Annotated in this window: 26 protein-coding genes and 1 pseudogene; 12 read left to right on the top strand and 15 right to left on the bottom strand. The window is 69.8% G+C overall.

Annotated features, from left to right (window positions below; translation table 11 throughout):
• Positions 1 to 545 precede the first annotated feature (545 nt).
• Complete coding sequence (locus tag ACF1G2_RS00225; RefSeq protein ID WP_391796033.1) at positions 546 to 773, bottom strand: hypothetical protein; 228 nt, start codon at positions 771 to 773, stop codon at positions 546 to 548.
• Between the two features lie 70 nt (positions 774 to 843).
• On the opposite strand from ACF1G2_RS00225, the pseudogene ACF1G2_RS00230 reads away from it, so the two are divergent.
• A pseudogene (locus tag ACF1G2_RS00230) lies at positions 844 to 1663 on the top strand (IS5 family transposase).
• Here ACF1G2_RS00230 and ACF1G2_RS00235 read toward each other — a convergent pair.
• On the bottom strand, positions 1660 to 1878 hold the full coding sequence (locus tag ACF1G2_RS00235) for a hypothetical protein (RefSeq protein WP_391796034.1): 219 nt from the start codon (positions 1876 to 1878) through the stop codon (positions 1660 to 1662). The pseudogene ACF1G2_RS00230 and the gene ACF1G2_RS00235 sit on opposite strands and share 4 nt — an antisense overlap.
• Positions 1879 to 2113: 235 nt before the next feature.
• Here ACF1G2_RS00235 and ACF1G2_RS00240 point away from each other — a divergent pair, with 235 nt between their 5' ends.
• Positions 2114 to 2575 (top strand): DUF4279 domain-containing protein, encoded by a 462-nt coding sequence (locus ACF1G2_RS00240; RefSeq protein WP_391796035.1) that lies wholly within the window; start codon positions 2114 to 2116, stop codon positions 2573 to 2575.
• Positions 2576 to 2662: 87 nt separating this feature from the next.
• Here the strand turns inward: ACF1G2_RS00240 and ACF1G2_RS00245 are convergent, their stop codons facing one another.
• The 5 genes from ACF1G2_RS00245 to ACF1G2_RS00265 form a co-directional block, all read right to left on the bottom strand.
• The gene (locus tag ACF1G2_RS00245; protein ID WP_391796036.1) at positions 2663 to 2917 is read right to left on the bottom strand and encodes a hypothetical protein; all 255 of its coding nucleotides are present in this window, start codon (positions 2915 to 2917) and stop codon (positions 2663 to 2665) included.
• A 62-nt stretch (positions 2918 to 2979) separates the two neighbouring features.
• Positions 2980 to 3318: an STAS domain-containing protein gene (locus ACF1G2_RS00250; RefSeq protein WP_391796037.1), complete on the bottom strand. Its 339-nt coding sequence runs from the start codon at positions 3316 to 3318 to the stop codon at positions 2980 to 2982.
• Between the two features lie 13 nt (positions 3319 to 3331).
• Positions 3332 to 4609 carry a PP2C family protein-serine/threonine phosphatase gene (locus ACF1G2_RS00255; protein ID WP_391796038.1) on the bottom strand — a complete coding sequence of 426 codons (1278 nt, stop codon included), beginning with the start codon at positions 4607 to 4609 and terminating at the stop codon, positions 3332 to 3334.
• The gene (locus ACF1G2_RS00260) at positions 4609 to 5412 is read right to left on the bottom strand and encodes an alpha/beta fold hydrolase (RefSeq protein ID WP_391796039.1); all 804 of its coding nucleotides are present in this window, start codon (positions 5410 to 5412) and stop codon (positions 4609 to 4611) included. Before ACF1G2_RS00260 ends, ACF1G2_RS00255 begins: the two co-directional genes overlap by 1 nt.
• Before the next feature lie 277 nt (positions 5413 to 5689).
• Positions 5690 to 5992, bottom strand: a complete 303-nt coding sequence (locus ACF1G2_RS00265) for a hypothetical protein (protein ID WP_391796040.1) — start codon at positions 5990 to 5992, stop codon at positions 5690 to 5692.
• Positions 5993 to 7085: 1093 nt separating this feature from the next.
• On the opposite strand from ACF1G2_RS00265, the gene ACF1G2_RS00270 reads away from it, so the two are divergent.
• Positions 7086 to 8522, top strand: coding sequence for a D-alanyl-D-alanine carboxypeptidase family protein (locus ACF1G2_RS00270; protein ID WP_391796041.1), 1437 nt, complete (start codon positions 7086 to 7088; stop codon positions 8520 to 8522).
• A gap of 145 nt (positions 8523 to 8667) precedes the next feature.
• Here the strand turns inward: ACF1G2_RS00270 and ACF1G2_RS00275 are convergent, their stop codons facing one another.
• The 5 genes from ACF1G2_RS00275 to ACF1G2_RS00295 all read right to left on the bottom strand — a co-directional run bounded on the left by ACF1G2_RS00275 (position 8668) and on the right by ACF1G2_RS00295 (position 10449).
• Positions 8668 to 8916 (bottom strand): hypothetical protein, encoded by a 249-nt coding sequence (locus ACF1G2_RS00275; protein ID WP_391796042.1) that lies wholly within the window; start codon positions 8914 to 8916, stop codon positions 8668 to 8670.
• A 169-nt stretch (positions 8917 to 9085) separates the two neighbouring features.
• The gene (locus ACF1G2_RS00280; protein ID WP_391796043.1) at positions 9086 to 9403 is read right to left on the bottom strand and encodes a DUF1048 domain-containing protein; all 318 of its coding nucleotides are present in this window, start codon (positions 9401 to 9403) and stop codon (positions 9086 to 9088) included.
• Position 9404: 1 nt separating this feature from the next.
• Entirely contained in the window at positions 9405 to 9761 is a 357-nt protein-coding gene (locus tag ACF1G2_RS00285; protein ID WP_391796044.1) for a DUF1048 domain-containing protein, read from the bottom strand.
• Positions 9758 to 10084 carry a PadR family transcriptional regulator gene (locus ACF1G2_RS00290; RefSeq protein ID WP_391796045.1) on the bottom strand — a complete coding sequence of 109 codons (327 nt, stop codon included), beginning with the start codon at positions 10082 to 10084 and terminating at the stop codon, positions 9758 to 9760. Before ACF1G2_RS00290 ends, ACF1G2_RS00285 begins: the two co-directional genes overlap by 4 nt.
• A 203-nt stretch (positions 10085 to 10287) precedes the next feature.
• Entirely contained in the window at positions 10288 to 10449 is a 162-nt protein-coding gene (locus ACF1G2_RS00295) for a suppressor of fused domain protein (RefSeq protein WP_391796999.1), read from the bottom strand.
• Positions 10450 to 10570: 121 nt separating this feature from the next.
• On the opposite strand from ACF1G2_RS00295, the gene ACF1G2_RS00300 reads away from it, so the two are divergent.
• The 7 genes from ACF1G2_RS00300 (at position 10571) to ACF1G2_RS00330 (ending at position 20128) form a co-directional block, all read left to right on the top strand.
• Positions 10571 to 11674, top strand: a complete 1104-nt coding sequence (locus tag ACF1G2_RS00300; protein ID WP_391796046.1) for a YihY/virulence factor BrkB family protein — start codon at positions 10571 to 10573, stop codon at positions 11672 to 11674.
• A gap of 196 nt (positions 11675 to 11870) precedes the next feature.
• Positions 11871 to 12308 carry a phage holin family protein gene (locus tag ACF1G2_RS00305; RefSeq protein WP_391796047.1) on the top strand — a complete coding sequence of 146 codons (438 nt, stop codon included), beginning with the start codon at positions 11871 to 11873 and terminating at the stop codon, positions 12306 to 12308.
• Positions 12305 to 12742 carry a DUF3618 domain-containing protein gene (locus ACF1G2_RS00310; protein ID WP_391796048.1) on the top strand — a complete coding sequence of 146 codons (438 nt, stop codon included), beginning with the start codon at positions 12305 to 12307 and terminating at the stop codon, positions 12740 to 12742. Before ACF1G2_RS00305 ends, ACF1G2_RS00310 begins: the two co-directional genes overlap by 4 nt.
• Before the next feature lie 541 nt (positions 12743 to 13283).
• Positions 13284 to 13700: a hypothetical protein gene (locus tag ACF1G2_RS00315; protein WP_391796049.1), complete on the top strand. Its 417-nt coding sequence runs from the start codon at positions 13284 to 13286 to the stop codon at positions 13698 to 13700.
• Between the two features lie 904 nt (positions 13701 to 14604).
• Entirely contained in the window at positions 14605 to 15423 is an 819-nt protein-coding gene (locus ACF1G2_RS00320) for a DUF427 domain-containing protein (protein ID WP_391796050.1), read from the top strand.
• A gap of 324 nt (positions 15424 to 15747) precedes the next feature.
• Positions 15748 to 18501 carry a hypothetical protein gene (locus tag ACF1G2_RS00325; protein WP_391796051.1) on the top strand — a complete coding sequence of 918 codons (2754 nt, stop codon included), beginning with the start codon at positions 15748 to 15750 and terminating at the stop codon, positions 18499 to 18501.
• Position 18502: 1 nt separating this feature from the next.
• Positions 18503 to 20128, top strand: coding sequence for a hypothetical protein (locus tag ACF1G2_RS00330; protein ID WP_391796052.1), 1626 nt, complete (start codon positions 18503 to 18505; stop codon positions 20126 to 20128).
• 449 nt (positions 20129 to 20577) lie between these two features.
• Here ACF1G2_RS00330 and ACF1G2_RS00335 read toward each other — a convergent pair whose 3' ends face one another.
• From ACF1G2_RS00335 to ACF1G2_RS00345, 3 genes are all read right to left on the bottom strand, one after another.
• Positions 20578 to 21840: a DUF6357 family protein gene (locus ACF1G2_RS00335; protein WP_391796053.1), complete on the bottom strand. Its 1263-nt coding sequence runs from the start codon at positions 21838 to 21840 to the stop codon at positions 20578 to 20580.
• A 69-nt stretch (positions 21841 to 21909) separates the two neighbouring features.
• Positions 21910 to 22563 carry a hypothetical protein gene (locus ACF1G2_RS00340; RefSeq protein WP_391796054.1) on the bottom strand — a complete coding sequence of 218 codons (654 nt, stop codon included), beginning with the start codon at positions 22561 to 22563 and terminating at the stop codon, positions 21910 to 21912.
• 269 nt (positions 22564 to 22832) lie between these two features.
• Positions 22833 to 24098 carry a cation:proton antiporter gene (locus ACF1G2_RS00345; protein WP_391796055.1) on the bottom strand — a complete coding sequence of 422 codons (1266 nt, stop codon included), beginning with the start codon at positions 24096 to 24098 and terminating at the stop codon, positions 22833 to 22835.
• Positions 24099 to 24341: 243 nt separating this feature from the next.
• Between ACF1G2_RS00345 and ACF1G2_RS00350 the strand changes: the two genes are divergently transcribed.
• Together ACF1G2_RS00350 and ACF1G2_RS00355 are read left to right on the top strand one after the other, a co-directional pair.
• A complete protein-coding gene (locus ACF1G2_RS00350) occupies positions 24342 to 24665 on the top strand; it encodes a plasmid stabilization protein (protein WP_391796056.1) in 324 nt (107 codons plus the stop codon).
• Positions 24666 to 24879: 214 nt separating this feature from the next.
• Positions 24880 to 25068, top strand: coding sequence for a hypothetical protein (locus tag ACF1G2_RS00355; protein ID WP_391796057.1), 189 nt, complete (start codon positions 24880 to 24882; stop codon positions 25066 to 25068).
• The last annotated feature ends 63 nt before the right edge of the window (positions 25069 to 25131 follow it).

The raw sequence follows: 25131 nt of genomic DNA on the forward strand, positions 1-25131 counted from the left end.
GATGTCGTCCAGGTACCCGACCCGCCCGCCGGTGGGCACGGCCGCGAGGGGCGCGCCTACACCTTGAGGCAACCTTCTGTCAGTGGGGGCCGCTAGATTGGCCTGTTGCGCGGGATTCGCGCCGTGACCTGGGGAGGGACGGCTTTGCCGTTAGTGAGGGGATACATCAGGCGGGACGGGACGGCGGTCCGGTCGTACTGGAGGGCGCCGGCTGGGACGAGTAAGCAGACCGCGTATGCGATCGGGATCGTGGCGGCTGTGCTCGTGTTCGGCGGCTCGGGCATGTCGTCGGGCACGGAGACGAGTCCGCGGCGCGCACCGGCGCCAGGGTCGACGACGGTGGTGACCTATCCGATCAAATGGCCCGCGGCAGATAAGGCGACGCCCCGCCCGGCGCCGACGGTGTCGTATCCGATCAAGTGGCCCGGATGGAACGAGACCGCTCCGCGGCCCAAGCCGACCGTGTCGTACCCGATCAAGTGGGACCGGAACGGGGACACACGGTGAGCCGGCGCCCCGCGCCACGCCGCCCGACCCGGAGACGCTCACACAAAACATCCGGAGGCGAGCAGCTCGCCCTCGTCGGCGGCGGTCTGCTCGCCGCGTGGATGCTGCTCACCGGTCTGGTCAATTTCTTGGCCGCCCACCCGTGGATTCCCCTCTCGCTGGTTCTTCTCGCCGGCGGTGCGGTGGCCGCCTGGATGGTCCAGCGGCAGGGGGCGACGCAGTGGGAGCGAGTGCGGTCGCAGGGACTGCGGTACGCGCTCGGGCACTTAGAACTCCTCACAAAATGATCTTCGAGGTGGTTGGATCGCTCCGGAACTGACGATCCGGGGGTGCAGAGTGGCGCGACCGAAGCCATGGGAAGTCGACGATGAACTGTGGTCGGTGGTCGAGCCGCTGCTGCCGAAGGTGGAGCGTCGGGCTCGGCATCCCGGGCGCACGCGGCATCCTGACCGGCTGGTGTTCCAGGGCATCCTGTTCGTTCTGCACACCGGGACGCCTGGGAACACCTGCCGCAGGAACTCGGCTTCGGCTCGGGCATGACCTGCTGGCGCCGGCTGGCCGAGTGGACCGAGGCCGGTGTGTGGCCCCGGCTGCACGAGACCCTGCTCGCCGAGCTCCGCGGCGCGAACGCCCTGGACTTCTCCCTGGCGGCCGTCGACGGCTCCCGCGTCCGGGCGCTGAAGGGGGACCCGAGACGGGACGACGTCCTGTCGACCGGGGCAGGACGGGCAGCAAGCATCACCTGATCACCGACGCGACCGGCATCCCGCTCGCCGCCACTTTGACCGGCGGCAACCGTAAGGACGTCACCCAGGTGATCCCACTGCTCCAGGCTGTGCCGCCGGTGCGGGGTAAGCGCGGCCGGCCCCGGCGCCGCCCGGACATGGTGCTCGCCGACCGCGGCTACGACCACGACAAGTACCGCCGGCTGGTCTGGGACCTCGGAGTGCAACCGCTGATCGCCCGCCGCGGCACCGAGCACGGCTCCGGCCTGGGCACCCAGCGGTGGGTCGTGGAACGCGCGTTCGCCCACCTGCACTGGTTCCGCCGGCTGCGGATCCGCTGGGAGATACGCGACGACATCCACGAAGCCTTCCTCAGCCTCGCCTGCAGTCTCATCTGCTGGCGACGGTTGAAGAGGCTGCCGGCGTCCTAGCTCTCGCTGCCCGAGGAACCTCGAAAGCCACGATCTTCAACAACCGGGAAGGCCCGCTCGGCGCCCGCGGCCCATGCATCGATCTGAGCATGGGACGACCGGATGGCGTTGATCAGCGCCTCAAGCGCCGCGAGCTTCTCCTGGCTGACGTTCAGACTCAGATCCCGCATCGACACCTCGCGGTACGACATGCTCAGCTGCCACCAGAACCGCATGAGGAAGCGACACTCCTGCGGGTCGCGGTCGTCTGCCAGGCGATCATGGATGACCGCCTGGACGCGGCGCCTCTGTTTGTCGTCACGGAAGCCGTTGCTGAGGTCAGTCAGGGTCGCGCCCGGACACTATGGAACTTGAACTCGTGGTGTCGAGTGGCTGAAGTTCGGGGGCTCCGATTGGTGGAGCGCCAAGAAGTCAGTGGCCTTGGACTGGACGGCCTGCGATCGTGATGGCGTGCCAGAGAACCTGATGTTGCGGCAGCCGATGCCGGATACGAAGTGGTCCGCCGGGTCGTTGCGGATCACGAGCCAAACGGTGGGCGCCAGCGAGATCTCGGCTCGCCTGGGGATCGCGCCGGATGATCAGTTCGAGCGAGGAAGCCTGACGACCCCTCGGAATCCGAGCAGCGTCCGGCGTGAGGTCAACGTGTGGATTCGCCGGAGCGGCCTGGGCAGCGACCGATGGCCGGAGGAACATGTGGCGGCACTGGTCAGGCTGCTCGACGGGCACCGTGAGGAGCTGATGCGGCTATCTGATGCCTGCGATCTGGAGGTGGTTCTCGGGTTCGGCAGTGAAAACGGCCAGGGGGGCTGCGTCCTGCCGGCTCACCTGCTCGCCGAGGTCGGCGCTCTGGGGCTCGATGTCGTGCTCGACCTCTATCCGCCGACGCCGGAGGATGCTGCCACCGGGACGTGACCGCTGCCGACGCCATCCGTGCCGAGGTGCAAGGACGACCTCGACCGGTCAGCCATCGAGGGCGAGACCGGTGCCGTGAGACAGCCGTCAACGAGGGGTGCGGCGGAGGCGGTCGAGTCGGAGGATGACCGGTGTTGCGGCCGCGCCGTGCAGGAACACCGACAGGAAGACGGTGAACGCGGTGACGGCCCACAGCTCGTCGGCGTACGCGTCGAAGCGGTCGCTGTGGCCGAACGCGTTGGCCAGGTAGAACAGTGAACCGATGCCGCGGATCCCGACCACGGCCGTCACCACCCGTTCTCGCGGGCCGCCTCCCGCACCGTGCAGGGCCGTCCACGCCACGAGATGAGGGTTCTCCCCCGCCGTTCACCGCCTCGCAGCCGTCCTGGGTCTCCCGCCGTGCCTCAGCCGCGCAAGGCCGTCTCGGCGTCGGGATGGAAGGCGAAGACCTGATCGAGGCCGACCAGGCGCAGGATGCGCAGGGTGTTGGCGGGTACGGACGCCAGAGCGATGTCCGCCTGGGCCGCCTCGGCTCGGTTCCGTGCCGCGATCAGGGCGGTGATGCCGCTGGAGTCGCAGAACTCCATGCCGTCCAGGTCGATGACGAGACGTTGTCCCGCGCTGAGCGTGAGCGTGGGCAGCACTTCACGCACCTCGTCGGCACTGGCGTAGTCGAGTTCGCCCTTGATCTCCAGGACGAGGCCGACCGTGGACTCTCGGACAGTGATCTTCAATGCGCTCATCGTGTTTTCTTCACTACAGGACGGAGGCCGGAGGGGTGGGGACGCCGAGGGCGAGGAGAGCGGTGTCGTCATCGAGTCCTTCGCCGAATCCGGCCAGGAGTCCGGTCAGGGCGTCGATGACGCCACTCACCGATCCGCCGGCGTGGCCGGCGACGAAGTCCTGGAGGGCCTCGTCGCCGAAGAGGTCCGCGCGGTCCGCTCCCGTACGGGCCTCGGTGAGGCCGTCGGTGTAGAGCAGCAGCGTGTCGCCTGGGGCAAGTGTGGTGTCCACGGCGGCGAAGTTCGGCCGGGGCAGGATGCCGACGAGCAGGCCTCCGGTGGTGTGGAGATACTCGGTCCGGCCGTCGGCGCGCAGCACGAGGGCCGGGGGGTGGCCGCCGGATGCCAGCCGTACGGAGGTCAGCCCCGTGTGCGGGTCGGGGGCGAGGATTCCGACGATGGCGGTGCAGTAGCGCGGGTCTCCGCCCGTGTAGCGCTCGTGGAGCACCGTGTTGAGGGTCGCCAGGGCCGCGACGGGCTCGGGGTCGTGCAGCGCGGCCGCCCGCAGGGTGTAGCGGGTGAGTGAGGTGACCGCGGCCGCCTGCGGGCCCTTGCCGCAGACATCGCCGAGGAAGAAGCCGTAGCGCTTGCCGTCGATCGGGAACACGTCGTAGAAGTCGCCGCCGAGACGGTCGGGGGAGGCGGTGTGGTAGTAGGCGGCCGTCTCGACTCCGGCGACCTGGGGCAGCGTGGTGGGCAGGAGCGACTGCTGGAGCACGGCGAGGGCGTCCTGGAGGCGGGCCCGGTCGGCCTGCGCCTGCTTGGTGGCCTCGTCGGCCGCCTTCCGGGCGCGCAGGAGCTCTTCCTCGTACGCGCGGCGGTCGCGGGCGTCGAAGACGGACGTACGGATCAGCAGCGGCTCGCCGTCCTCGGCGTGCTTGACGATGCTGGAGACCAGTACGGGCAGTCGGCTGCGGTCGGCCTGCCGCAGTTCGAGGGCGATGCCGGCGATCTCCCCCTGCATCCGCAGCAGGGGTGCGAAGTGTGTCTCGTAGTACAGCTTGCCACCCACGGTCAGCAGGTCGGTGAACCGCATCCGGCCCACCACCGCGTTCCGCTCGAGGCCGAGCCAGCCCAGGAGCGTGTTGTTGATCTTCGCGACGGTGCCGTCCATCAGCGTGGAGAGGTACCCGCACGGCGCGCTCTCGTACAGGTCTTGTGCGTCGTCCTCGAGCATCGCCGCGAACGCGGCATCGCTCGTCTCCTCGCCGCCCGTCTCGCTGGGCCCCGACGATTGTCCGGTTCGGCACATCACCGCAGGCCCGCGAGGAAACTCTTGATGGCCTGGTTGGTGGCCTCGGGCGCCGAAAGGTGCGGACAGTGGCCCGTGGCATCGAGCGTGACCAGGGTCGACCCCGGGACGGCCGCGTGGACGTAGGCACCGACCTCGCGGGGGGCGATGACGTCCTCGGTGCATTCCAGCACCAGGGTCGGCACCTCGACCGCCTTCAGATCGTCCCTCGAGTCAGACAGGAACGTGGTCCTGGCGAAGACGCGCGCCATGTCCGGATCGGTGGCGCAGAAGCTGTTGGTCAGCTCTTCACCGAGCTCGGGGCGCTCGCCGTTGCCCATGATCACCGGCGCCATGGCAGCCGACCATCCGAGGAAGTTCGACTCCAGCGCGTCCAGCAGCTCGTCGATGTCCTCGGCGCTGAACCCGCCGCGGTAGCCGTCGTCGTCGACGTACCGCGGGGAAGGGGCGATCATCACCAGGGATCCGATGCGTTCGGGGGCCATCGCGGCGGCCATCACACCGATCATCGCGCTGACCGAGTGGCCCACGAACGCCACGTCACGCAGGTCCAGAGCCTCGCACACCTCCACCACGTCCCGGGCATAGCCTTCCAGGGACGAGTAGCGGGCCTCGGAGAACGCGGAGAGGTCGGAGCGGCCCGATCCGACGTAGTCGAACATCACCACCCGGTAGTCCTCGACGAGTGCGGGCGCTGTCAGCCGCCACATGTTCTGGTCGCAGCCGAATCCGTGCGCCAGGACGACCACCGGACCCCGCGGATTGCCGGTGACGGTGACGTTGTTCCTGCGTCGGATGTCCATGCCCGCCATCCTTGCAGCTCCGCCACCAGGCGTTTCACATGCCCCCATATCCGGCGTCGCAGGCGGTGACGGCCGTGCGGCCGTGACGGCGGTGACGGCGGTGACGGCGGTGACGGAGTCGTACCGACTGCGGACGAGCGCATCGCCGACGAGGCCTGCGTACCGTCGCCCGCCGGCGGCCGGGCAGGCCCTCGGTCCCGGTGGCGCGTATCTGCCGTCAGGCAGCCGGTCGAGTGGTGCCGGGCAGACAGGTGACAGCCGGGTTGAAGGTGGCGAACTACCCACGGGGCTTCTTCTTCCCCAGCCACAGGTGCAGGGCGTAGTGGACGGGCTGATCGGGGAAGTTCCCGCGCTTGGAACCGTTGAACGGCACGCCGAACATGCGCGGCCGGTCGTCGTCCGTGGCCAGGTCCTGGTCACGGTCGAAGACGAGCCACTCGACGCCGGCGAGACGCTTGCCTCCCTTGCCGTCGTCCTCGTAGAAGAGCGCGGTGGGCTTCGTCGGGTCGGTCGAGTTGTCGTACGCGTGGTCGAAGTGCGGGTATCCCAGCGCTCCCGAACCGCCTGCCGAGTCGGACACGCAGTACCGGTCGGGTCTGTACCCCGCGCTCACAGGCCTCTCGTGCCGCAGGTAGGGAGCCGTGGCCATCGCGGCCCTCACGTAGCCGGCTCCGAACGGGTGAACGACCGGACAGCGTCGGTCTTCGTTCCGTCGGCCGGCGGAACAGCAGCCCCTCACGCGCGCTTGTATGACCGAACTGTCACAAGGTCGGTTCTATGGAACATCACCTCCGCGGCTCACGTCTCGGGAGGCGACGGGCCCCGAGAACCACGGCAACGAGAAGGCAGGGCTGGCCGGGATGACGAACGAAGCGGTACCGGATGGAGGATCGGAGTCTCCGGTTCGCGAGAGCAGCACGGATCCGGCGGTTGCGTCGGACGCCCTCCGGGCCGCCGCGCGAGAAGGCCAGGCCGGAGGGGAAGGCCATGGCGATGGGCGGCCGCTGGAGCCCGTGGTGACCGAGCCGCAGGCAGGGAAGCCGGCCGGAGTGAGCGCTCCAGCACCCATCGGCGGTGCTGCACCGGCGGACGACTCCGCCGACGGGGGCGCGGCCCCGCCTCTGACGGATGTGGGCACCCCGAAGACCGCTCCCCTGGCCACGAGATCCGCGGCCCTCCCTGAGGATGGGACCCGTCCCGAGGCAGACTCCTCCCCGGAGGACATCTCCGCGTCCGAGGACGCGACGGATGCCGAGGACGGATCCCACGCGCAGGGGCGGCCGGACACGAACAACACGGCTTGGACCGAGGACCGGGCCGAGGCCGCCCCGGCGGCATCGGCGGCATCGGCGGCATCGGCGGCATCGGCGGGGAACGGTACCGTCCGGCCCGTGCCCCAGGGCGACGGCGGGCCGGAATCCGCCACCCCCGCGGCCCGTACGGAACCCGGCCAAGCCCCTTTCGCAGCGGAGCCGCGGCCGGCCGTGGACCAGGCAACCGCCGTGCTGGGCACGGTGGCCCGGGCCACCAAGGGGCGTGGCGCGCCGGCATCGCCAGTGACTGAGGGGGCGGGGCAGGACACGCCGTCATCCCCGGCGACTGAGAGGGCGGGGCAGGACGCGCCGCCATGGGCGCGACGCGGCGAGTACGACCAGCCCACTCGCGCCCTCACCGTGCACGCGGCTCCGGACACGCCGACGGCGAGCTTCGCCGTCCCGACGGCCGCGACGACCGCAGCTCCCGGCGCGTCCGAACCCTCGCCCGCCGGCGTGGAGCAGGATGCCGCATCCGCTGAGAGCCCGTCCGACCCGCTCGCCGAGCAGACGAGCTCCCCTCCCCCGGTCGAGACCCCGCGCCGCCCCCTGGCGCGGCGGATCAAGGCACCGGCTCTCGTCCTGCTGCTCCTCGCCGGCGCCTTGGCCGGCGCCCAACTGCTCCGTCCGCTGCCCGATCCCCGTCTCGTCGCGGCCGAGCGGACACACACCGTCGAGGGGCAGCTCGCCATCCCGTGGCCCACGCAGGGCCAGGGGGCCGTCCGCCTCCCCGGGTCGGGAACGATCAGCACGTTCGGCGCGCGGAAGCCGGTGCCGACCGCGAGCGTAGCCAAGATCATGACGGCGTACGTGGTGCTCAGGGATCATCCTCTGCGCAAGGGAGAAGCGGGTCCCACCATCACCGTCGACGCCAAGGCCGTCGCCGAGGGCCGGTCCCAGAACGAGTCCCGGATCCAAGGACTCACCGAGGGAAGCTCCTACAGCCAGCTCGACATGTTGCGGATGCTGATGATCCCCTCGGGCAACAACGCCGCCCGGCTGCTGGCACGGTGGTCCACCGGCAGCGGGTCCGAGGCGGCCTTCGTGCAGCGGATGAACGCCGCCGCCCGCGAACTCGGCATGACCGACACCAGGTACACCGATCCGAGCGGCCTGGACGCGGGCACGGTGAGCACCGCCGTCGACCAGCTCAAGCTCGCTGAAGCGGCGATGAAGAACGACGTGTTCCGCTCCGTGGTCGCCCTGCCGGATGCCGAGATCAAGAATCTGTCCCAGCGGCTGATCAACAACAACACCCTTCTCAATGAGCCCGAGTTGAGCATCCGCGGGATCAAGACCGGTTCGAGCACCCCTGCGGGCGGCGCGCTGGTCTGGGCGGGCTACAAGACCGTCGGCGACGAGACCCCGCTGATCCTGGGCGCGCTCATGGACCAGCGGGCGGATGGACCTGATCCCAACGCGACCCGGAGCCTGGCCCTGGTACTGGCGAACAGCAAGAAGGTCATAGGGTCCGTCCGGAGCGCCCTGACCTCGGCGACGGTGGTACGAAAGGGCGACACGGTCGGGTACGTCGACGACGGGCTGGGCGGCCGCACGCCTCTCGTGGCGGGCGCGGAGCTGGGAGTCGTCGCCGTCCCCGGGCAGTCACTGCGACTCACCCTCAGCGGCGGGAACAGGGCGAAGGCCTCCGACGCGGTCCCGCGCACCGCTGCGGCGGGCGCCGAGATCGGCGTGCTGACCGTGGGCGAGGGGTCGGCCGCCAGGAGCGTACCCGTCGAACTCGGCCGCGAGCTGACCGAACCCTCTCTCAGCACCCGACTCACCCGCATCCTCTGACCGGTCCGACGCCTCCGGAGCACGGCCGGTGCTCCTGCCGGACCATGCCTGAACACGCACCGAGCCTGACCTCGCGGAACCAGCGCGGTCACCGCCGCATGGGCGGGGGTCCACGCGCCCCCTGGTTCGGAGGGACCGGCCTGCTCTACCACCGCTGGCCGGGCCCGATGACCCTGAGTCCGGCCTGCTCGGCGAGCCACTGCGCGTACGGCTCCCTCATCTGACGGCCGTCGACGTCGACGCTGCGGACATGGACGAGGACGGTGTGGTCGTCAGCGGGCTCGTCGAGATCTCGGGGACCTGGCCCCTGGACGCCGACGACCAGCGCGGGCCAGTCCTCCAGCGGCACCCCTTCGAACGTACGGAAGCCGGGACAGGCGACGTCGTTGGACATGCGTGCACTGTGCCACGCGTCATCGCAGGTCATCGCAGTGTCACAAAACTGTCCGCCAGTTCGGGCCTGCGGCCGCCGGCCCGATCGCTCAACCCCGTTGATTCGGACGCTCAACCGCCAAGTCCCGCACCAAGTGGCAACCCGGCCGCCGCACATGGCACGTCGGGCGTCATTTGTCGTGTGCTGTGGTGGCGGATGCCTGGTAGGCATCCGCGTAGGTAGGAGAGTCCTTGACCAGGTCGTCGCAGAACGCGGCGACGTCGGTGCCGATGAGTTCCAGCACTCCCTTGCCCGAGGCGACACCCTCCTCGAAGAAGCGGACGATGCCGGGGAGCAGCGACCCGTCAGCCAGGCTGATCGGTCCGACCTTGAACAGGTACCTCTGCATCTCCCCATAGACGATCCGGTAGTCCGGCGGCAGTGCCCTGACCCGGGCCACATGCGCCCGCCACTGCTTCTTGCCTTCGATGATGTCCTGGATGCTCACGTCAGCCTCCCAGCCGGCTCAATTTCCTCGCACCGTTTCTGTTCAACTGCTCGCGCCAGCGGTCGCGATACGTCCGGGCGCCCGCTCCGCCGGCCAGCGCGGTGCAGAAGCCTTGGACGTCCTCTCCGAGCACCTCGTGGACGCTCTGCCTGTCTGCCGCGGCCAGTTCGAGCAGCCCCAGCGCGGAGCCGAGGATCGGCATCAGGTTGCGGCCGGTGAAGTCCCCGTAGGGGAAGAGGTGGGCGACGATCTGTTCCCACGCCGCCCGGTGGTCGTCCGGCAGGGCCTCGGCCCGGGATTCGAACTCCTGCCACTCCCTGGTGAGATCGCTGCCTGTGACCTTCTCCCAGAAGTTCATCTCCCGCCCTCCTTGAGCCTGTCGATGCGTGATGAGAGGTACTGCCATTTCGCCCAGAACTTCGCGAGCTCCTCGCGTCCGGCGTCGTTGAGCGCGTAGAACTTGCGCGGCGGACCGACTTCGGATGGCCGTTTCGTCACCTGGACGAGCCCGTTCCGCTCCAGCCGCAGCAGGATGGTGTACACCGTCCCCTCGACGACGTCGGCGAAGCCGAGCTCGTTGAGTTGGCGGGTGATGGCGTACCCGTAGGTTTCCTCCCTGCCGATGATCTCGAGCACGCACCCTTCGAGCGTGCCTTTCAGCATCTCCGTCAGGTCGTCCATTGCGGATGCTCCTCAACCCCGTCGGTACTACGTGGTACCGAGTACCGCTATACGGTATCACCGAGTAGTGGGAGCGCCAATGTCCTCAGTGGGCGGAACAAATGGGGCAACACCGTCGGCTTCTGCAGGCCTTCGCCATCTGGCGGACCTGGAGCCGCTACGCCCTGGTGACCACGAGCGGCGATCATGGGCGGCCGGAAGGCTCAGACGACCGACGCTCGGAAAGGATCGATGGGGTTGATCCCCGCCTCGTCAAAGAGCTGCTCCAACGCCTCGTGGCCGTGACGCCTGCGGAACTCGATCTCGGCGGTCGTCACGGGCAGCGCCCACAGGACGCGAGCGGCGCGATCATCGCAGACCCCGATCGACCGCCGCCCAGTTCACTCGGCATGCAGGCCGGACCTGTGCTACGCCCTTTCGAGCTGGGGCGGCATCTCGCGGGCGTTTTCAGGTTCGCGTACGGGTATCCCGGGCAGCGGCGCATACATGACACGGATACCGAAACTGACCCATAACCATCGATCCTCCGGGAGCGATGCCGCCCATCCGGATGTCGAGAACGAGGCGCGCGGCGCTCCGACGGGAGGTGGAGAGGCGGAGACGGAGTACGGTCCGGAGCCCGATGTCGAGCGGCGGGCGCCGGATGCTCCCACCGGGCTGGGCAAGAAGTCGTGGGGCGCGGTGCTTCGCCGGACGGTGAGGGAGTTCAAGAAGGACGAGCTCACCGACCGCGCGGCCGCCCTGACGTACTACGGGATCCTTGCGCTCTTCCCCGCACTGCTGGTGCTGGTCTCGTTGCTCGGCATCACCGGCAAGTCGACGACGGACAAGGTGCTGGACAACCTCACCGGATTCGCCCCCGGCTCCGCCCGTGACGTGATCACGAGCGCGGTGCAGCAGCTGCAGGGCAACGCGGGTACGGGTTCGGTGATGGCGATCGTCGGTCTGCTGCTGGCGCTGTGGTCGGCCTCCAGCTACATCGCGGCGTTCATCCGTACCGCCAACGCCGTGTACGACATCCCCGAGGGCCGGCCGGTGTGGAAAGTGCTGCCGGTCCGCGTCGGTGTCACCGTCGTCCTGATGGTCATGGCGCTGATCAGCTCGCTGATCGTCGTGTTCACCGGACCTCTCGCGAAACAGGTCGGCACGGCGTTGGGCATCGGGGACACCGCGATGACGGTGTGGTCCATCGCCAAGTGGCCCGTGCTGGTCCTGCTCGTGCTGACCATGATCGCAATCCTGTACTGGGCGACGCCGAACGCGCGTGTCCGCGGTTTTCGCTGGGTGACCCCGGGCAGCTTCCTGGCCCTTCTGATCTGGATGATCGCCTCTGCCGGATTCGCGCTGTACGTGGCGAACTTCGGTTCGTACAACAAGACATACGGCACTTTCGCGGGGATCATCGTCTTCCTCGTGTGGTTGTGGATCACCAACCTGGCCATCCTCCTCGGCCTGGAGTTCGACGCGGAGACCTCCCGCCAGCGAGCGATCGCCGGCGGCCACCCCGAGCAGGAAGAACCGTACGTCGAGCCGCGCGACACCCGGGCGTGGGACGAGGAGGACAAACAGCGCCTCAAGGGTGAGGCCTGAGCGTGCGCGCCGGCGTCGCACGGTCGGACCCGCGAGGGGACGAGGGCGGCCTTTTCAGTTCCGGCAGGCCCTTTCCATGGCCTCGGCAGCTGAGAAAGCGACAGGCCCGCCGGGTGGGTCGGCCGTGTGCGGGTAGGCGCGCACCGACGCGGACAGCAGATGACCACTCCGTGAGGGAACGGGCAGGTGAACGAGCATGGCCATCGTCGATCCGAGCGACAGCACCCGTAGTGGCGGACGGCACTCTCGCCCCGATGAATCCGTGGGCGAACTGGTTCAGCAGGCTTCCCAACAGCTCTCCCAGCTCGTGCGGGACGAGATGCGCCTCGCGCAGGCCGAGATGACACAGAAGGGCAAGCGGTACGGGCGCGGCGGCGGCCTCTTCGGTGGCGCCGGCCTGTTCGGGGTCCTGACCTTGCAGGCCTTGGCGGCCACCGCGATCGCCGCACTGGCGTTGGTGTGGGAGGTGTGGTTGGCGGCGCTGGTCGTGACCGCGCTGCTCGCCGGGATCACCGCCGTGCTGGCCGCGGTCGGCAAGAACGAGATCGGCAAGGCGGGGACTCCGGTCCCGCAGGAGGCGCTGGAGAACGTCAAGGCCGACGTGGAGGAGATCAAGGAGGCGGCGAAGCGATGACGCAGTCCGAGGACAAGCCCCAGGGCCACGACGCCCACGCTCCCGCGGAACCGCGCGAGCTGGTGGAGCAGACCCGCGAGCAGCTTGGCAGGACTGTCGAGGCATTGGCCGCGAAGACCGACGTCAAGGCCAGGACGCAGGAGAAGGCCGCCGACGTGAGGGAACAGGCGGGCCGTGTCGCGGCCCAAGCCCGGGACACCGTCGCGCAGGCCGCGCAGCCCCTACGGGACACGGCGGGCGCGACAGCCGCGCAGGTGCGCGACAAGGCGGCCCTCGCCGGTCAGCTGGTGCACGACACGACTCCCGAACCCCTCAGGCAGCGGGCCGGTGAGGCCAAGCGGGTGGCACGGAAGAACCGTACCGCGCTGATCGTCACCGCCGCCGGGCTGCTCACCGTGGCCCTCATCCGTCGACGTCGCAGGGGCCGTCGCTAGTACCCCCGTATGCCCGTGGCGACGGGGGCCCGCCGAAGCCCTGCGAAGCGGGCGATCGGCCCCCACACGGGTCCCCTGCGGAGTGGGCCGCCGGGGAAGAGCAGGGGGCTGCCAGTACAGAGGCGCGACAGCCGCCCATACACCCGCGTGTCCAGGACGGCCCCGCGGCCTGGCGCAGCACTGGTGAACTCGGTTGTACGAACTTGCGTAATGGCCGCGGGGTCGGCAAGTTCGCCGATCGGGCGACGGCCACGATCGACCAGGGACTCAGCCGAGGTCGTCCAGTGCTGCGGGCACCGCAGGGAGGGTAAGTGCGGCGGTCATTGCACGACCTGCCCCCTCAGCCGCGAACCCGCTGCCTACTGACCGGCTCCGCACCAAGCGGCCTCGCCACGGAACGATCCGGGGCAGGGGCTTCGCTCGGATGGCCTCGGGCGGTCGCGGTGCGATCGATGCGAGTCGAGACTGTGCCTGTCAGAGGCGGCAGTCCCCACCCCACGGTGCGCGGCGGTTTCCGCGCTGTTCAGAAAAGGTGGAGACAATGGCGGAGATGTCTGGTGGGCCGCGGAAGGGCACGACGCAGCCCCGCGACAACCAGTGGGTGACCGGCCCGCACCTTTTCGCGGGGGTGACACTGCCGTTGAGCGGGACGCTCAGCATTCTCATGGGCGCCGCCAGCATCGGACAGGGTTCCATCTTCAGGGCACCCGGGTACGCCTACCGTTTCGACGTGACAGCCTGGGGCTGGCTGCACGTGGTCATCGGGGTCGCGCTGATTGCCGCGGGTCTGGGGGTGCTGCTCGGCCAGAGCTGGGCCAAAGGCGCTGGTGTGGCAGTGGGTGCGGTGAGCCTGGTCACCCAGTTCATGTTCATCCCGTACTACCCGGGCTGGTCGATCACCGTCATGGTCCTCGACCTCGTCGCCATCTGGGCACTGGCCAGATTCAGCGCGACGTAGAGCGCGTCCTGTGGGTGCGGCGGAGGGCGAGGCCGGCCGCCCGCGACGTCTTCCGCGGGGAGTGGGCCCATCAGCCGCCACGGGTCGAGGACCCGCTCGACAAGCAGATCTCGCCCTCCCCATCCAGCTGGACGCCGCCTGCACCGTCGCCGACCAGCTCGCCGAAGCGGTGGAGTAAGACGTCATCTCACTCGGTGGCTGGGTGTGTGGAATCCGCGACAAGCGCGGTCCGCTCCAGCCAAGCTGGGAGGAAACGTAGTTCAATGAGCTCTTGATACAGGTGCGATACGGCCTCAACCGCAGGCGACGCCGGTGAAGGCGAGGAACTGGTCGGCTTTGCGTGCACAGCGTCGGTGGTGGCGTGAGCAGCCGGCGAGCCAGGCCATGGTGGCCCAGTCGCTGCGAGGACTCGACGCTCCTGCGGGCGATGAGCTTTCCCGGCTTGCGCCGCCGGGGCCCGCGCCTCAACGACACGAAGGCCATGGACGCAGCGTTTCAGGCATGGCCGTGCTCGGGGCGGAAGGGGCGCCGGTGCCACCCGCTGCGATCCCCTGACCACTGCGTGTCCGGACGGTGGGCACTCTTCCCGGGCATGGGGCACTCTTCCCGGGCATGGGGCGCGCTGTACGGGCCAGCGCCCCCAGCGCCTGCGGCCGATACGGCTTCAGGCAGAGGCTGGGCGTTGCGCGCGCCTCGGCGGACGGTTCCGACGGTCGACTGTGGGACCCCGGCGTCGATCAATGCGAGGGCCGGCCGGAGCTGCGGGGCAGAGAGCTGCTCCTGATCCCGGACCGTTTGCCTCGGGCCGGGATCGGGAGCAGCGTGGACCACACCGGCTGCCACCGGTACCAGGACACGGGGTCCGGGCAACCGCAGGCGGGAACCGGAGCGAGAGGAGAGACCGATGGCCGCACCGAAGTCCGGCCCGGAAGCCGTGCCCGTCGTGCGCCGCCGGGACGAGTCCGACAGCGTCTTCTGGGAACCGAGTGAGCGCTGGGTGCGTGCGACGGCAGGGGAGCTCACGATCGTGGACAGCCGTGCACCGGTTCTCGTGTGGGAGCCCGGTCGCCCCGTACCTCTCTACGCGTTCCCGGCCGGGGACATCCGGACGGACCTTCTGCGGCGGACGGAGCGGCCCGCCGCCCGGCGGCGTCACGCGGGAGCGACGGTCTTCTACGACCTCGTGCTCCCCGACCGGACCGTCGGGGCGGCGGCCTGGACGTACCCCGGAGAGGAGCTGGCCGGCCACATCAGCTTCGAATGGTTCGGGCGCGAGGTTCTCGACCACTGGTACGAGGAGGACGAAGAGATCTTCGTGCACCCCCGCGACCCGCACAAGCGGGTCGACGTCCTGCCCAGCAGTCGACACGTCCAGATCGAGATCGAGGGCACGGTCGTCGCGGACACCCACACGCCGGTTCTGCTGTTCGAGACGGGCCTGCCGGTGCGCTTCTACCTCCCGCGGGAGGACGTCCGGCTCGACCTCTTCACTCGCACCGACGGGCGTACCCGCTGTCCGTACAAGGGCGTGGCCAGCGAGTACTGGTCCTGGGCCGGCGACGCCGACGTGCGGCCCGACATCGCCTGGAGCTACCCCGACCCCCTGCCCTCCGTAGGGATCATCAAGAACCGGGTGGCTTTCTACGACGAGTCTGTCGACGTCGTCGACGACGGAGTACGGCGGGAACGACCGGTCACGTTCTTCAGCAGGCCGTCGCGGTAGTCCACACAGGACCTCACCGGGCGCGGCGTGCGCGGGTCGGTCGCTTGACCGGGCTCAGCTCCCACCCCGACACCATCCGCTGCGCGGTGCTGCCAAGTCGGGAGGTCGAGGCGACCGCGGTCCCGGGCTGCGCCCGGGCGCCTGCGGGCGGGGGCGCACAGCAGGCGTGCACGGTTGGGCTGGGCGGGCGCTGGGGGCTCGTCCGGTCCGCGCGCGCCCGCCGCTCAGGTGATTCCCGCCGCTCGCCATCGGCATGTGCACACGGCACGGGAAGGACCCCGGCAGAGCGAAAGCCACTCCGAGGGGATCTTCACCATGGCGCTGGTGGTCAGTTTCGTCGGGACGGATCCGATCCCGCAGTCGGGCGCGGGCAGCTCGTACCGGATCTGGCGGTACAAGGTCGAAGGCACGGGGGCGGAGATTCCCAACGGCCTGCGCATGGCCCTGGCGCTGCCGGCCGGCGTCCAGGTGGTGGACCCGAGCCTGTACGCGGACGTCACCGAGCTGAGCGGATCCTTCCTGTGGGACGACCCGGTGTCGGGCCTCCACTTCGTGGGGCGTACGGCGACCTCGCCCGGCAACCTCACGATCTCCTTCGTGGCCCCGGCCCGGACCTCCACCGGTGAGATGCAGCTCTTCAAGTCGGCGTCCGGTGCGGGCTGGACCGCCGCGCCGTTCGCCACGGTCTCCGGCGGCACGGCGGGCCCGGCGCAGACCATGGTCATGCCGGCCCCGGGGGCGCCCGCGTACACCGGTCAGCCCGTGTACGACTTCGCGGGCACCCTTCCGTACGCCAGTGAGCTCCTCGGGGTGTACCAGCCGCTGGTGGGCTGGCTCGGCGCCCAGTCTTCCCTGTCGGCCGCAGCCGCGAACCCGGAGTCGGCGTACGCGCGCCTCGTCCCGGACAGCTTCCGCGGGGACGTCGCGCGGAGCCTGGGCCACGAGGCCCTGGCCGCGCTCGCCGGGCGGTTCGCGGCGCAGGCGGCGGGCGGGCTCTCGCCGGTCGGACTGGTCAACCTCTTCAGGGAGTACTTCTTCGAGTTCGACACCTTCCTCGGCGTACCGGCGGGGCACATCTGGGTCAGCCCCGGCGGCTCGGTGGAGGTGGTCGAGACGAGCACGCGCCGCACGCTCGTCGAGAAGTCGGCCGAGGTCTCGGAGGAGGTCACCCGCAAGACGGAGGAGAGCCTGACCGAGCAGGACGACGTCGCGGATGCGGTCAAGGAGGAGAACGCGAGCGACACGAAGCTGGGCGTCAGCGCCACGGGCGGGGTGAACGCGAAGATCTACCATGCCGACGCCAGCCTGAGCTTCAGCACGCAGAACACCGCCAAACGCGGCTCGGAGGCCACGCACAAGCAGACACGCACGCAGACCGCCAAGGCGAGCAGCGAGATCAAACGGAACTTCAAGACCACCTTCAAGACGGTGACAGAGTCGACCGACACGTCGAGCCGGCGGTACTTCCTGCAGAACAACACCACCGAGCTCGTCAACTACGAGATGCGGCGCAAGATGCGCAAGGTCGGCGTGCAGCTCCAGCACGTGGGCACGCGGCTGTGCTGGCAGGTGTACCTCGGTGATCCGGGCTTCGACCTGGGGCTCGGGGACATGGTCCACGTGGTCGAGGCGCCCGACCTGACCGCCGTACCCAGGCCGGAGAAGTTGCCCGACCTGGAGGACAGGCTGATCCCCTTCCACTTCGACATCCCCTTCCTCCACAACGACGGACCGGACGACGAGGGCGAGCTGACGTACACCCCGAACCCCACCAACGCCTGCCGCGGCATCAACACCACGACCGCCGGCGTCGACGACACGGTGCAGTTCTGCTTCACCAAGCCGCTGCCCCCGCCGCCGGCGGACTACGAGCTCACGGGCATCGCCTCGATCGAACGGCACGGAGCCCGGGTGGAGTTCGCCCCCTTCGACTCCGCCGACCTGGTGCCCAACCCGGACACGACCACCACCCCGAACAAGCTCAAACTGCGGCTGACGTACGCGAACTGGCAGGGCAAGCCCTCCCTGCCCTTCGACGCGATGCTCACGTACAAGCCCACGGCCTCGGCGGTCGCCAAGCGCAAGCAGGCCAACGACGACGCGGAGGCCGCCTACCGCAGGCAGGTGGAGCGGCTCCAGCACGAGGCGTACGGCAAGGCGGTGCGCGAGCGGCTGCGGCTGGTCAGCCAGATGCGCTCCCGGCCCTCGGAGGACCTGCGCAGCGAGGAGCGCCGGTGGGTGTTCCGCAATCTGATCCGGAAGCTGCAGAACAGCGGGCACTATCCGGCACCGCCGTCGGCCGGGACGCCCTCGAGCCTGCCGTACGTGGAGGCGGAGCAGATCCAGCGGTTCTTCGACGTGGACGAGATGCTGTACTTCGTGGCCCCCGACTTCTGGCGGCCGGGGCCGCTGGCACCCCCGCCCGTCACCCGGGACAGCGTTGGCAGGTATCCCGTACCGCCGGCGGAGGAGCCGGCACCGGCTCCGGGCAGCGTGGCCCTGCCGCTGGCCGGGCAGACGGTGGCGGGCTGGTACTCCCGCGCCGACGAGTACAAGGCGGCGGGCGGGCACAACCCGCCGGTGTCCGAGTACCGGGTGGACTACCTCATCACCGAGCAGACCGATCCGGCGCCGCTCGGCAGCTCCCTGGGCTGGCTGATCCAGATCGACGCCGACCCGCGGCGCAACGAGTTCCTCAACGCGGCCTGGGTGAAGGCCGTCATGCCCGTCCGGCCGGGGCAGGAGGCCGCCGCGCTGGCCTGGCTGAAGGGGGTCGAGGGCGAGGCCGGGCTGGATGTCGCGTACACCCTCCAGGACGGGGACCCGGGCTCGTTCGGCGGGAAAAAGGTGGGCGAGGTGCTGGCCATGGTCGCGCAGGAGCTCAAGGAGTCGAACTCCGACCACCGTAAGACGGCGGCCTCGGAGAAGGTGTTCGAGAGCGGTTTCGACCCCCTGGAGGGCGGGTTCCGGCCCGCCGAGCCGTACCAGGTCTTCGACCAGTGGGTGGAGGTGCTGCCGACCGACCAGGTGGCGGCCGTGGCCGTGCGCTACGACCCCAAGACCGGCCAGCAGCTCTGACGTGCGCGTCACGGTCAACGTCGGCGACGTCAACGGCACCCCGCTGCACGGCGCGCGTGTGACCCTCGTCTTCACGGCCCCGGGGCCGCTGCCGACGAGCCTCACCGTGCGGCCGGGCCAGGCGGTGGACGTCACGCTCGCGAGGGACGAGATCGAGGTCACGGTCGTGATGGACGGGTTCGCGGCCGAGCGGTTCGTGTTCGGGAGCGGGGGCGCCGGCTCGGGCTGGCAGTCGTCCAACCCTGCGGGGCAGGCCTTCCTGCTGGGCCCCGAACTCCACGTGAACACGGTGATCGGCACGGTCCGTCTGGCACCGACCGTGGCCGTGGACCCGAACCGGCCTCTGCCGGACAATCCGGGGGCCGCGATGGTCGACGACGTGGGCGAGCCCGACTGGATCTACCGTGGGGCCCGGCACAACCGGGAGACGATCCACCGCCTCGACGAACCGGTCTTCGGCGACCTCACCGCCATGGAGTGGCAGCGCTTCAAGCACTCCGTGATCCCCGTCGACCTGGCCGACCGCGGCCGGTTCGTGCTCCTGGAGTACGGGGCTCAGCCCCAGACGGCCCCGGGCAGCGGGGGCGGCGGGACAGGAGGCGGTGGGGGCGGGGGCGCGCGGCTGCCGCGGTTCCTCACCGGCGCCTGGGTACCGTACGCGCCCCTCGGCCCGGCCCCGGAGGTGGTCGTCTTCTATTCCCCGCCGACCTTCCCCGACCGCGGCTACCCGCCGGATTCGTACCCCTTCCTGGGCGCCTACCCGTACGCCGTCACCGCGCCCCAGTCCCCGAAGACCGCGGAACAGCCGTACGTCGGCATCCTCGTCAACTACCTCCTGGTCGGCTACAAGATCGTCTACCAGATGCTGGCGGCCGGCCGGAACCCGGTGGTCATCATGCCCAGCCAGCCCAGCACCGACTGGGGCCCGCTGGACACCCAGCCCGGCCTGGCCCGCCTGATCAAGGAGGTGCTGCGCTTCCTGTACGCGCGCCAGCTCGTGGCCGCCCACAGCGCGCCGCAGGTGAAACTCCGCCTGCTGAACGGCCGTACGCACCTGTTCCCCTGGGACGGGCCGCGGGGCTCCGGGCGGCTGCCCGGGCGGTTCACGGCCACCGTCTCCGGCTTCAGCGCCGGGATCAACGCTGTGGTGAAACTGTGCACCGCCGACCGGCTGGACGAGAAGCGCTACCCGCCGGAGCTGTTCCACGCACCCGCCGCGCACCTGACGAGCAACTGGCGGGAGTTGTGGGACATCGACGGCGTGGACAGCCAGGGCCGGCAGCACATGGTCACCGCCTTCCGCGGCTGGCTCGCCGGGCCCGGCGCGGACCGGCGCAGCCTACGCGCGTACCACTCCCAGGACACGTACTCCGGCCCGGAGAACGGCCTCGTCCCACGGGACCGTGTGGTCCGAAAGCCGTCCGCGCCCGTGAAGGGCGTGTACGTGGAGGAGGGCAGCACGGAGGACGGGCGCGTGACGTGGGTGCACTTCTCCAACCCGGCGCTGCTGGGCGACGTGAAGGCCCCCGGCCACCAGAAGACCATCCCGGAATTCGGCACCCTCGACGCGCACCACATGGTCCCGGCCATCGCCTTCGGACACGCGGCCCAGTTTCCGCTGCGCTGAGTGCCGGGCCCGGATGGCCACCCCCGCCTCGGGTGGCGGCGTGAGGACGCCGCTAGGACGATCTCCTGAACCTGGCCTCGTTCTTCGCCTGCCACTGGCGGGCGTTCGCGCGCCTCACCGGGTGCGCTCGGCGGCCGGCATCGGACCGCGGTGCGGATCCGCCTGGCTGCTGGGTGCGGACAGGAGAGCTGGAGGCCGACTCGTTCTGGCGCGACGTGACCCAGGACATCGGCGGTGCGGTGCCGTGACCCGCACTTGATCGGCTACTCCCTGGTCCACCAGGGCCAAGTACGCTCCCGGGGCCGCGCTCGCGTCCGTCGGCGAGGAACTGCCCACGCCGACAACCTCTCCGAGCATCCACTCGCGACGCGGCGCCGGCCGTGAAGGCAGGGCGCGTCCATCACCTCGGATCAGGCAGGGACGACGCACAGTGGGCGGGCTCTGCTGGGCTACCGGGTGTCGCGCCGCCGACGTGCTCGCTCAAGCTCGGCTACATCCGACATCCAGGGACCGTGCTGTTCGAGTGCGACACAGCCGCCGCGGACAAAGGCCTTCACCAGGTTTCGATATCCGCCGATCCCGTCGACCAGTCTGTACTCGACCCGGTACTGCGGATCCGCCGCTCCCCTCCCCTCACGCAGCGTCGTGATCCGGGCGGCGGAGTCCGCGTAGAAGTGGAGCTGGATCCCCTCGCCCAGCTCCTCGTCCTCGATGGTGAACACCGCGTTGTCCGCGGCGGAGCGGTCACCGACGAACTCCCAGAACTCCGCGGCCGCGGTACGGGGTCCGTCCTGACGCCACTTCTTCTCGACGCCCTTGTCGTCGGTGAACGACAAGGCCGTCTTCCCCGCGCTCTCTCCGACGTCGGAGCGGTGGTCGGCAGCCTCCTCGTCGTCATCGACGGGTGCGTTCCTGGAGCGGTCCGCGGCCTCCGAGCACATCAGGAAGCTCACGGCGCGCACCGCGTCATCGACGAGCTCAGGGTGTGCACTGCGTATGGCTGCTTCGACCGTCGCCTCCATCCGGTGCCAGTCACGCCTGTCCGTGGCGCGGCTTCCCCGTCGCGGATCGCGGCCGATCTGCATCCCGGCGCACGCCTGCTCCGCGGTGGCGACCACCCGCATGACCTGGGGCAGCAGCGCGGGGTCGACGGCGTCGGGTATGCGCCTCGGAACCGTCGCGCCGTGCACATACCGGCCCGTGTACCTCAGAATCGCGGCGTCGAGTCGACCGAGCACTACTCCGCGCTCGGCGCGACGGCGGCCCGCGTGGTACTCCTGAGCTCGCTTCCCGTCTGACGTCTCGGTCGCCCCGCCCAGTGCCGCACACACCTGACCGCGCTCAAGTAGACCGATGTCGGCCCCGTGGGCGATGAGCCGGCCCCTGTCCCACCGGACGCGCTGGAAGAGCGCGTCGACGTCCGCAGGCGCGGCAAGGAGGATCGGGTCCAGGAGTGCGACGGCTGCGTCCTCGTCGAGCCGGCCCCGGGTTCCGGCGGCGTCGCACAGCGGAAGGACCGCACTCCACAGCAGCAGGTGCCTGGCGAGGTCCTCCCGGATCACCGCCAAATGGGCCTCGCTGATGGAGACGGTGAACAGGCGAGGCTCGTGGTTGGCGTCAGCCCCTGCACCGAGCATCAGCTTCAGCTCGCCATCCTCGCGGATCACGCTCGGGATCCAGCCGCTCGTGCGCGCGAAGACGACGTCTCTCATGACGCCAGTCTTCCGTGAATCGGCACCGGCCGGCACGGCGATGTCGCAAGCGGCCCCCGCAGCGTGTGGTCACGACCACCGTGAGAATTCGATGTCGAGGCGCGGGTCGGTGCGCACCCAGACTTCGCCCCCGGCGCCTCCGGCCGGGGTGTCGACCCGTTCGATTCCGAGGAACTCGATCAGCTTGAGAAGCACTGCTCGGTCGGCTCGGTCGTCGTCGGCATCGTGCGAGTCGAAGAAGACGTAGTACCGGTCGCTGGGGTCCACATAGCCCGAATCAGCCCAGATCCGAGCGACTTCCCGGATCGCAGCTGCTTCTGACGTGATCGTGGCGGCGCGCGCGGCATCGCGGGTCTCGGGTGACCCGTCGAGATCGGCGAGGTCGGGGAACCACTGGCCGAAGTGGTCGAGGCCGGTGTATCCGTTCTCGAAGAACAGCATCGCGCTCGGGAGGTAGCGGTTGGACCTGTCGACCCGGAGGTATTCGGACCGAGTTTGGTCCGCATGTTGGATCCGGGAGATCACACCTCGCCCGGGCATGATGACCAGACTCTGCCCTGACAGCCCATCATTGATGGTGTAGGTGTCAGAAGCTCGATCGCGGAAGAACGCCGAGAACGCGACGTAGGCTTCCTGAGGGTCGCCCACGGAGACCTGTTGGTCGTTGCCGTCACCGACGGTGAAGACGAACTGTTTCGGTCCGGGGTTGTAGGGGCGAGCCATGCGCGTCCTTCGTTCACGTGTGCGAGCTCCGCCAGCGTAGTCGAATCGGACGGCCGTGCCGGCCGTTCACAGCCGAGGAACATCACCGGTGAATCGGCAGGTCAGCCTGTCCCCGTGCCCCGTCAGCCATCGGACCACTCGAGCGCTGCGCCCGTCACCACCGCCGTCAGCGCCCCCACGCGCCGAAGTGGAGCGTCGCATCGCCGTCACGGCGACTGTCGCCATCCGGTGTCGATAGCCTCGCTGTCCTTGGCCGTCCTACGGGGTGTTCAGGGCGGAGTGGCAGAGGAGTCTCGCAGGGCGTCGAGACGGCGGATGACCGGGGTGGCGGCGGCGCCGTGCAGGAAGACGGACAGCAGCACGGTGAACGCGACGATCGACCACAACTGCGGGGCGTGACCGTCGAACTGTTCACTGTGCCCCAGAGCGTAGGCGAGGTAGTACAGCGAGCCGACCCCTCGGATGCCGAAGACGGCCGTGACCACGCGCTCGCGTGGACCGGTGCCGCCTCGGAGGAGGCTCACCCACCCGGCCACCGGCCGGACGACGAGGAGGAGGGCCACCCCGACGAGAGCCCCTCGCCAGGTCAGTTCCGGCAGCCCGTAGGTGACGAGGAAGCCGCCCAGGAGAAAGAGGAGGAAGACGGTGAGCAGCCGCTCGATCTGCTCGGTGAACTCGTGGAGCACCTTGTGGTAGCCGTGACTGCGTTCGGCGGCCCGGATGGTGCAGGCGGTGACGAACACGGCGAGGAAGCCGTAGCCGTGGAGCAGTTCGGCCGTCCCGTACGCCACGAAAGTGGCTCCCAGGGCCACGAATCCCTCCATGTGCTCGGACAGCCTCAGCGAGGGCTGGCGTGCCCGGAAGAACATCAGCCCGAGCAGCCACCCCGTCACGATCCCCACCGCGATCCCGATCGCCGTTCTGGCCACCACGGCGTCGAGGAACCAGAGCCCCACGCCGCCCGCCTCCACGCCTTGGTCGGCCGTCGCCGCCAGGGCGAGCGCCGCCAGTACGAAGGGGAACGCGAGACCGTCGTTCAGCCCCGCCTCGCCCGTCAGCGCGAACCTGACCTCGTCCTCGTCGTCCTGGGCATCGGTGGGCTCACCCACGCGTACCTCCGCCGCCAGGACCGGATCGGTCGGCGAGAGCACGGCGGCCAGCAGCACGGCCGGCGCCAGCGGCCAGTCCATGACGAGCGCCGTGACGGCTGCCATCACCACGATGGTCAACGGCAGACCCAGTCCCACGAGCCGCCAGGGCGCCGCCCAGGAACGCAGCCCCACCCGCCGGTTGAGCGCAAGCCCGGCACCCATCAGGGAGACGATGACGCACAGTTCGGTCGCGTGCTCGACCCAGATCCCGTGTTCCCGTGGATCCACCACCGGCACCGACAGCGGAAGCAGGGCCACCAGCGCCCCGGCGGCCAGGAACACCATCGGCAAGGACAGGGGACGGCGGAAGACGAGCCTGGGGACGACGGCCGCTCCGAGCGCGCCGATCCCCGCGGCCAGATACACGGCGTCGGAGAGTGTCATCCGCTCCATCCTGTCGGATCGTTTCCCTCTCGCCCCCTCTGGGCCCGGCCCCGGGCGCGCCGACCGTACGCGGTCGGTTCGCGCCGCGGGACTCGGACGGTCAGGGCTGTTCGGGCCGTCCATCCTGGGCCGGGAAGCACTGGCCGGCCGGTGGTGTGTGTGGCTGTGGTTCGGGCAGACGCGGTGTGGGTCCGGTGGACTCTCCATCGGTCCGGCAGGTCAACGTCGAGTCGAGGAGTCCTCATGCCCCGCGGATCCAGCCCCAAGCGCGAACGCCAGTACGAGCACATCAAGGAAAGCGCCCAGGAGCGTGGTGAGAGCACCAGGCGTGCCGAGGAGATCGCCGCGCGGACCGTCAACAAGGAACGCGCCCGCTCGGGCGAGTCGAAGACCGCGAGCCGGTCCTCCACTCACGACATGTCCTCCTCCAAGCGCGGCGGGCAGCGCTCGCACAGCGGCTCCAAGGGCCCCACGAAGGAGCAGCTGTACAACGAGGCCAAGCAGCGCAACATCGAAGGACGGTCCAAGATGGACAAGGCCGAACTCGAGCGTGCTCTCGGCCGTTGACCCCCGCCGGGGACAGCGCCTCCGCCGAAGAGCTGTGGGCGGCGAAACCCGCCTCTGCCTCCGCTCGTCGCCTCTCGCGGGTACGGCGCGTTGCCGCGGACCGGGACGGCGGTCCTGGACCGGCTGGACGGTCCCGACCCGCCCCACCTGCTGTGCGTCGACCCGCGGCTCACCCCAGGCGCGCAACGAGGAGGCCGAGCGTTTCGTCGGCGCGGTGAGCGCCACGGGCCGTCCCGTGGCCGTGGCCGAGCAGGGGCTCGACGCGCTCTTCGCCGGGAAGGACAAGGTCGTCGCCGGATCGCTGAAGACACGGGCCCAGGGCGCGGCCACCAAGATCCTGCCCGACGGCCTCAAGGTGGAAGGGCACCGCCGCATGGCCGAACCCGGATCCGCGGGCCCGTAGTCGGCGCCCTGACTGGGCCACCTCGATCGGCGGGTCTCCACGCGCGGGGCGAGATTCGGCCTG

It is taken from the genome of Streptomyces sp. NPDC013457 (genome assembly GCF_043089925.1).
GTDB lineage: Bacteria > Actinomycetota > Actinomycetes > Streptomycetales > Streptomycetaceae > Streptomyces.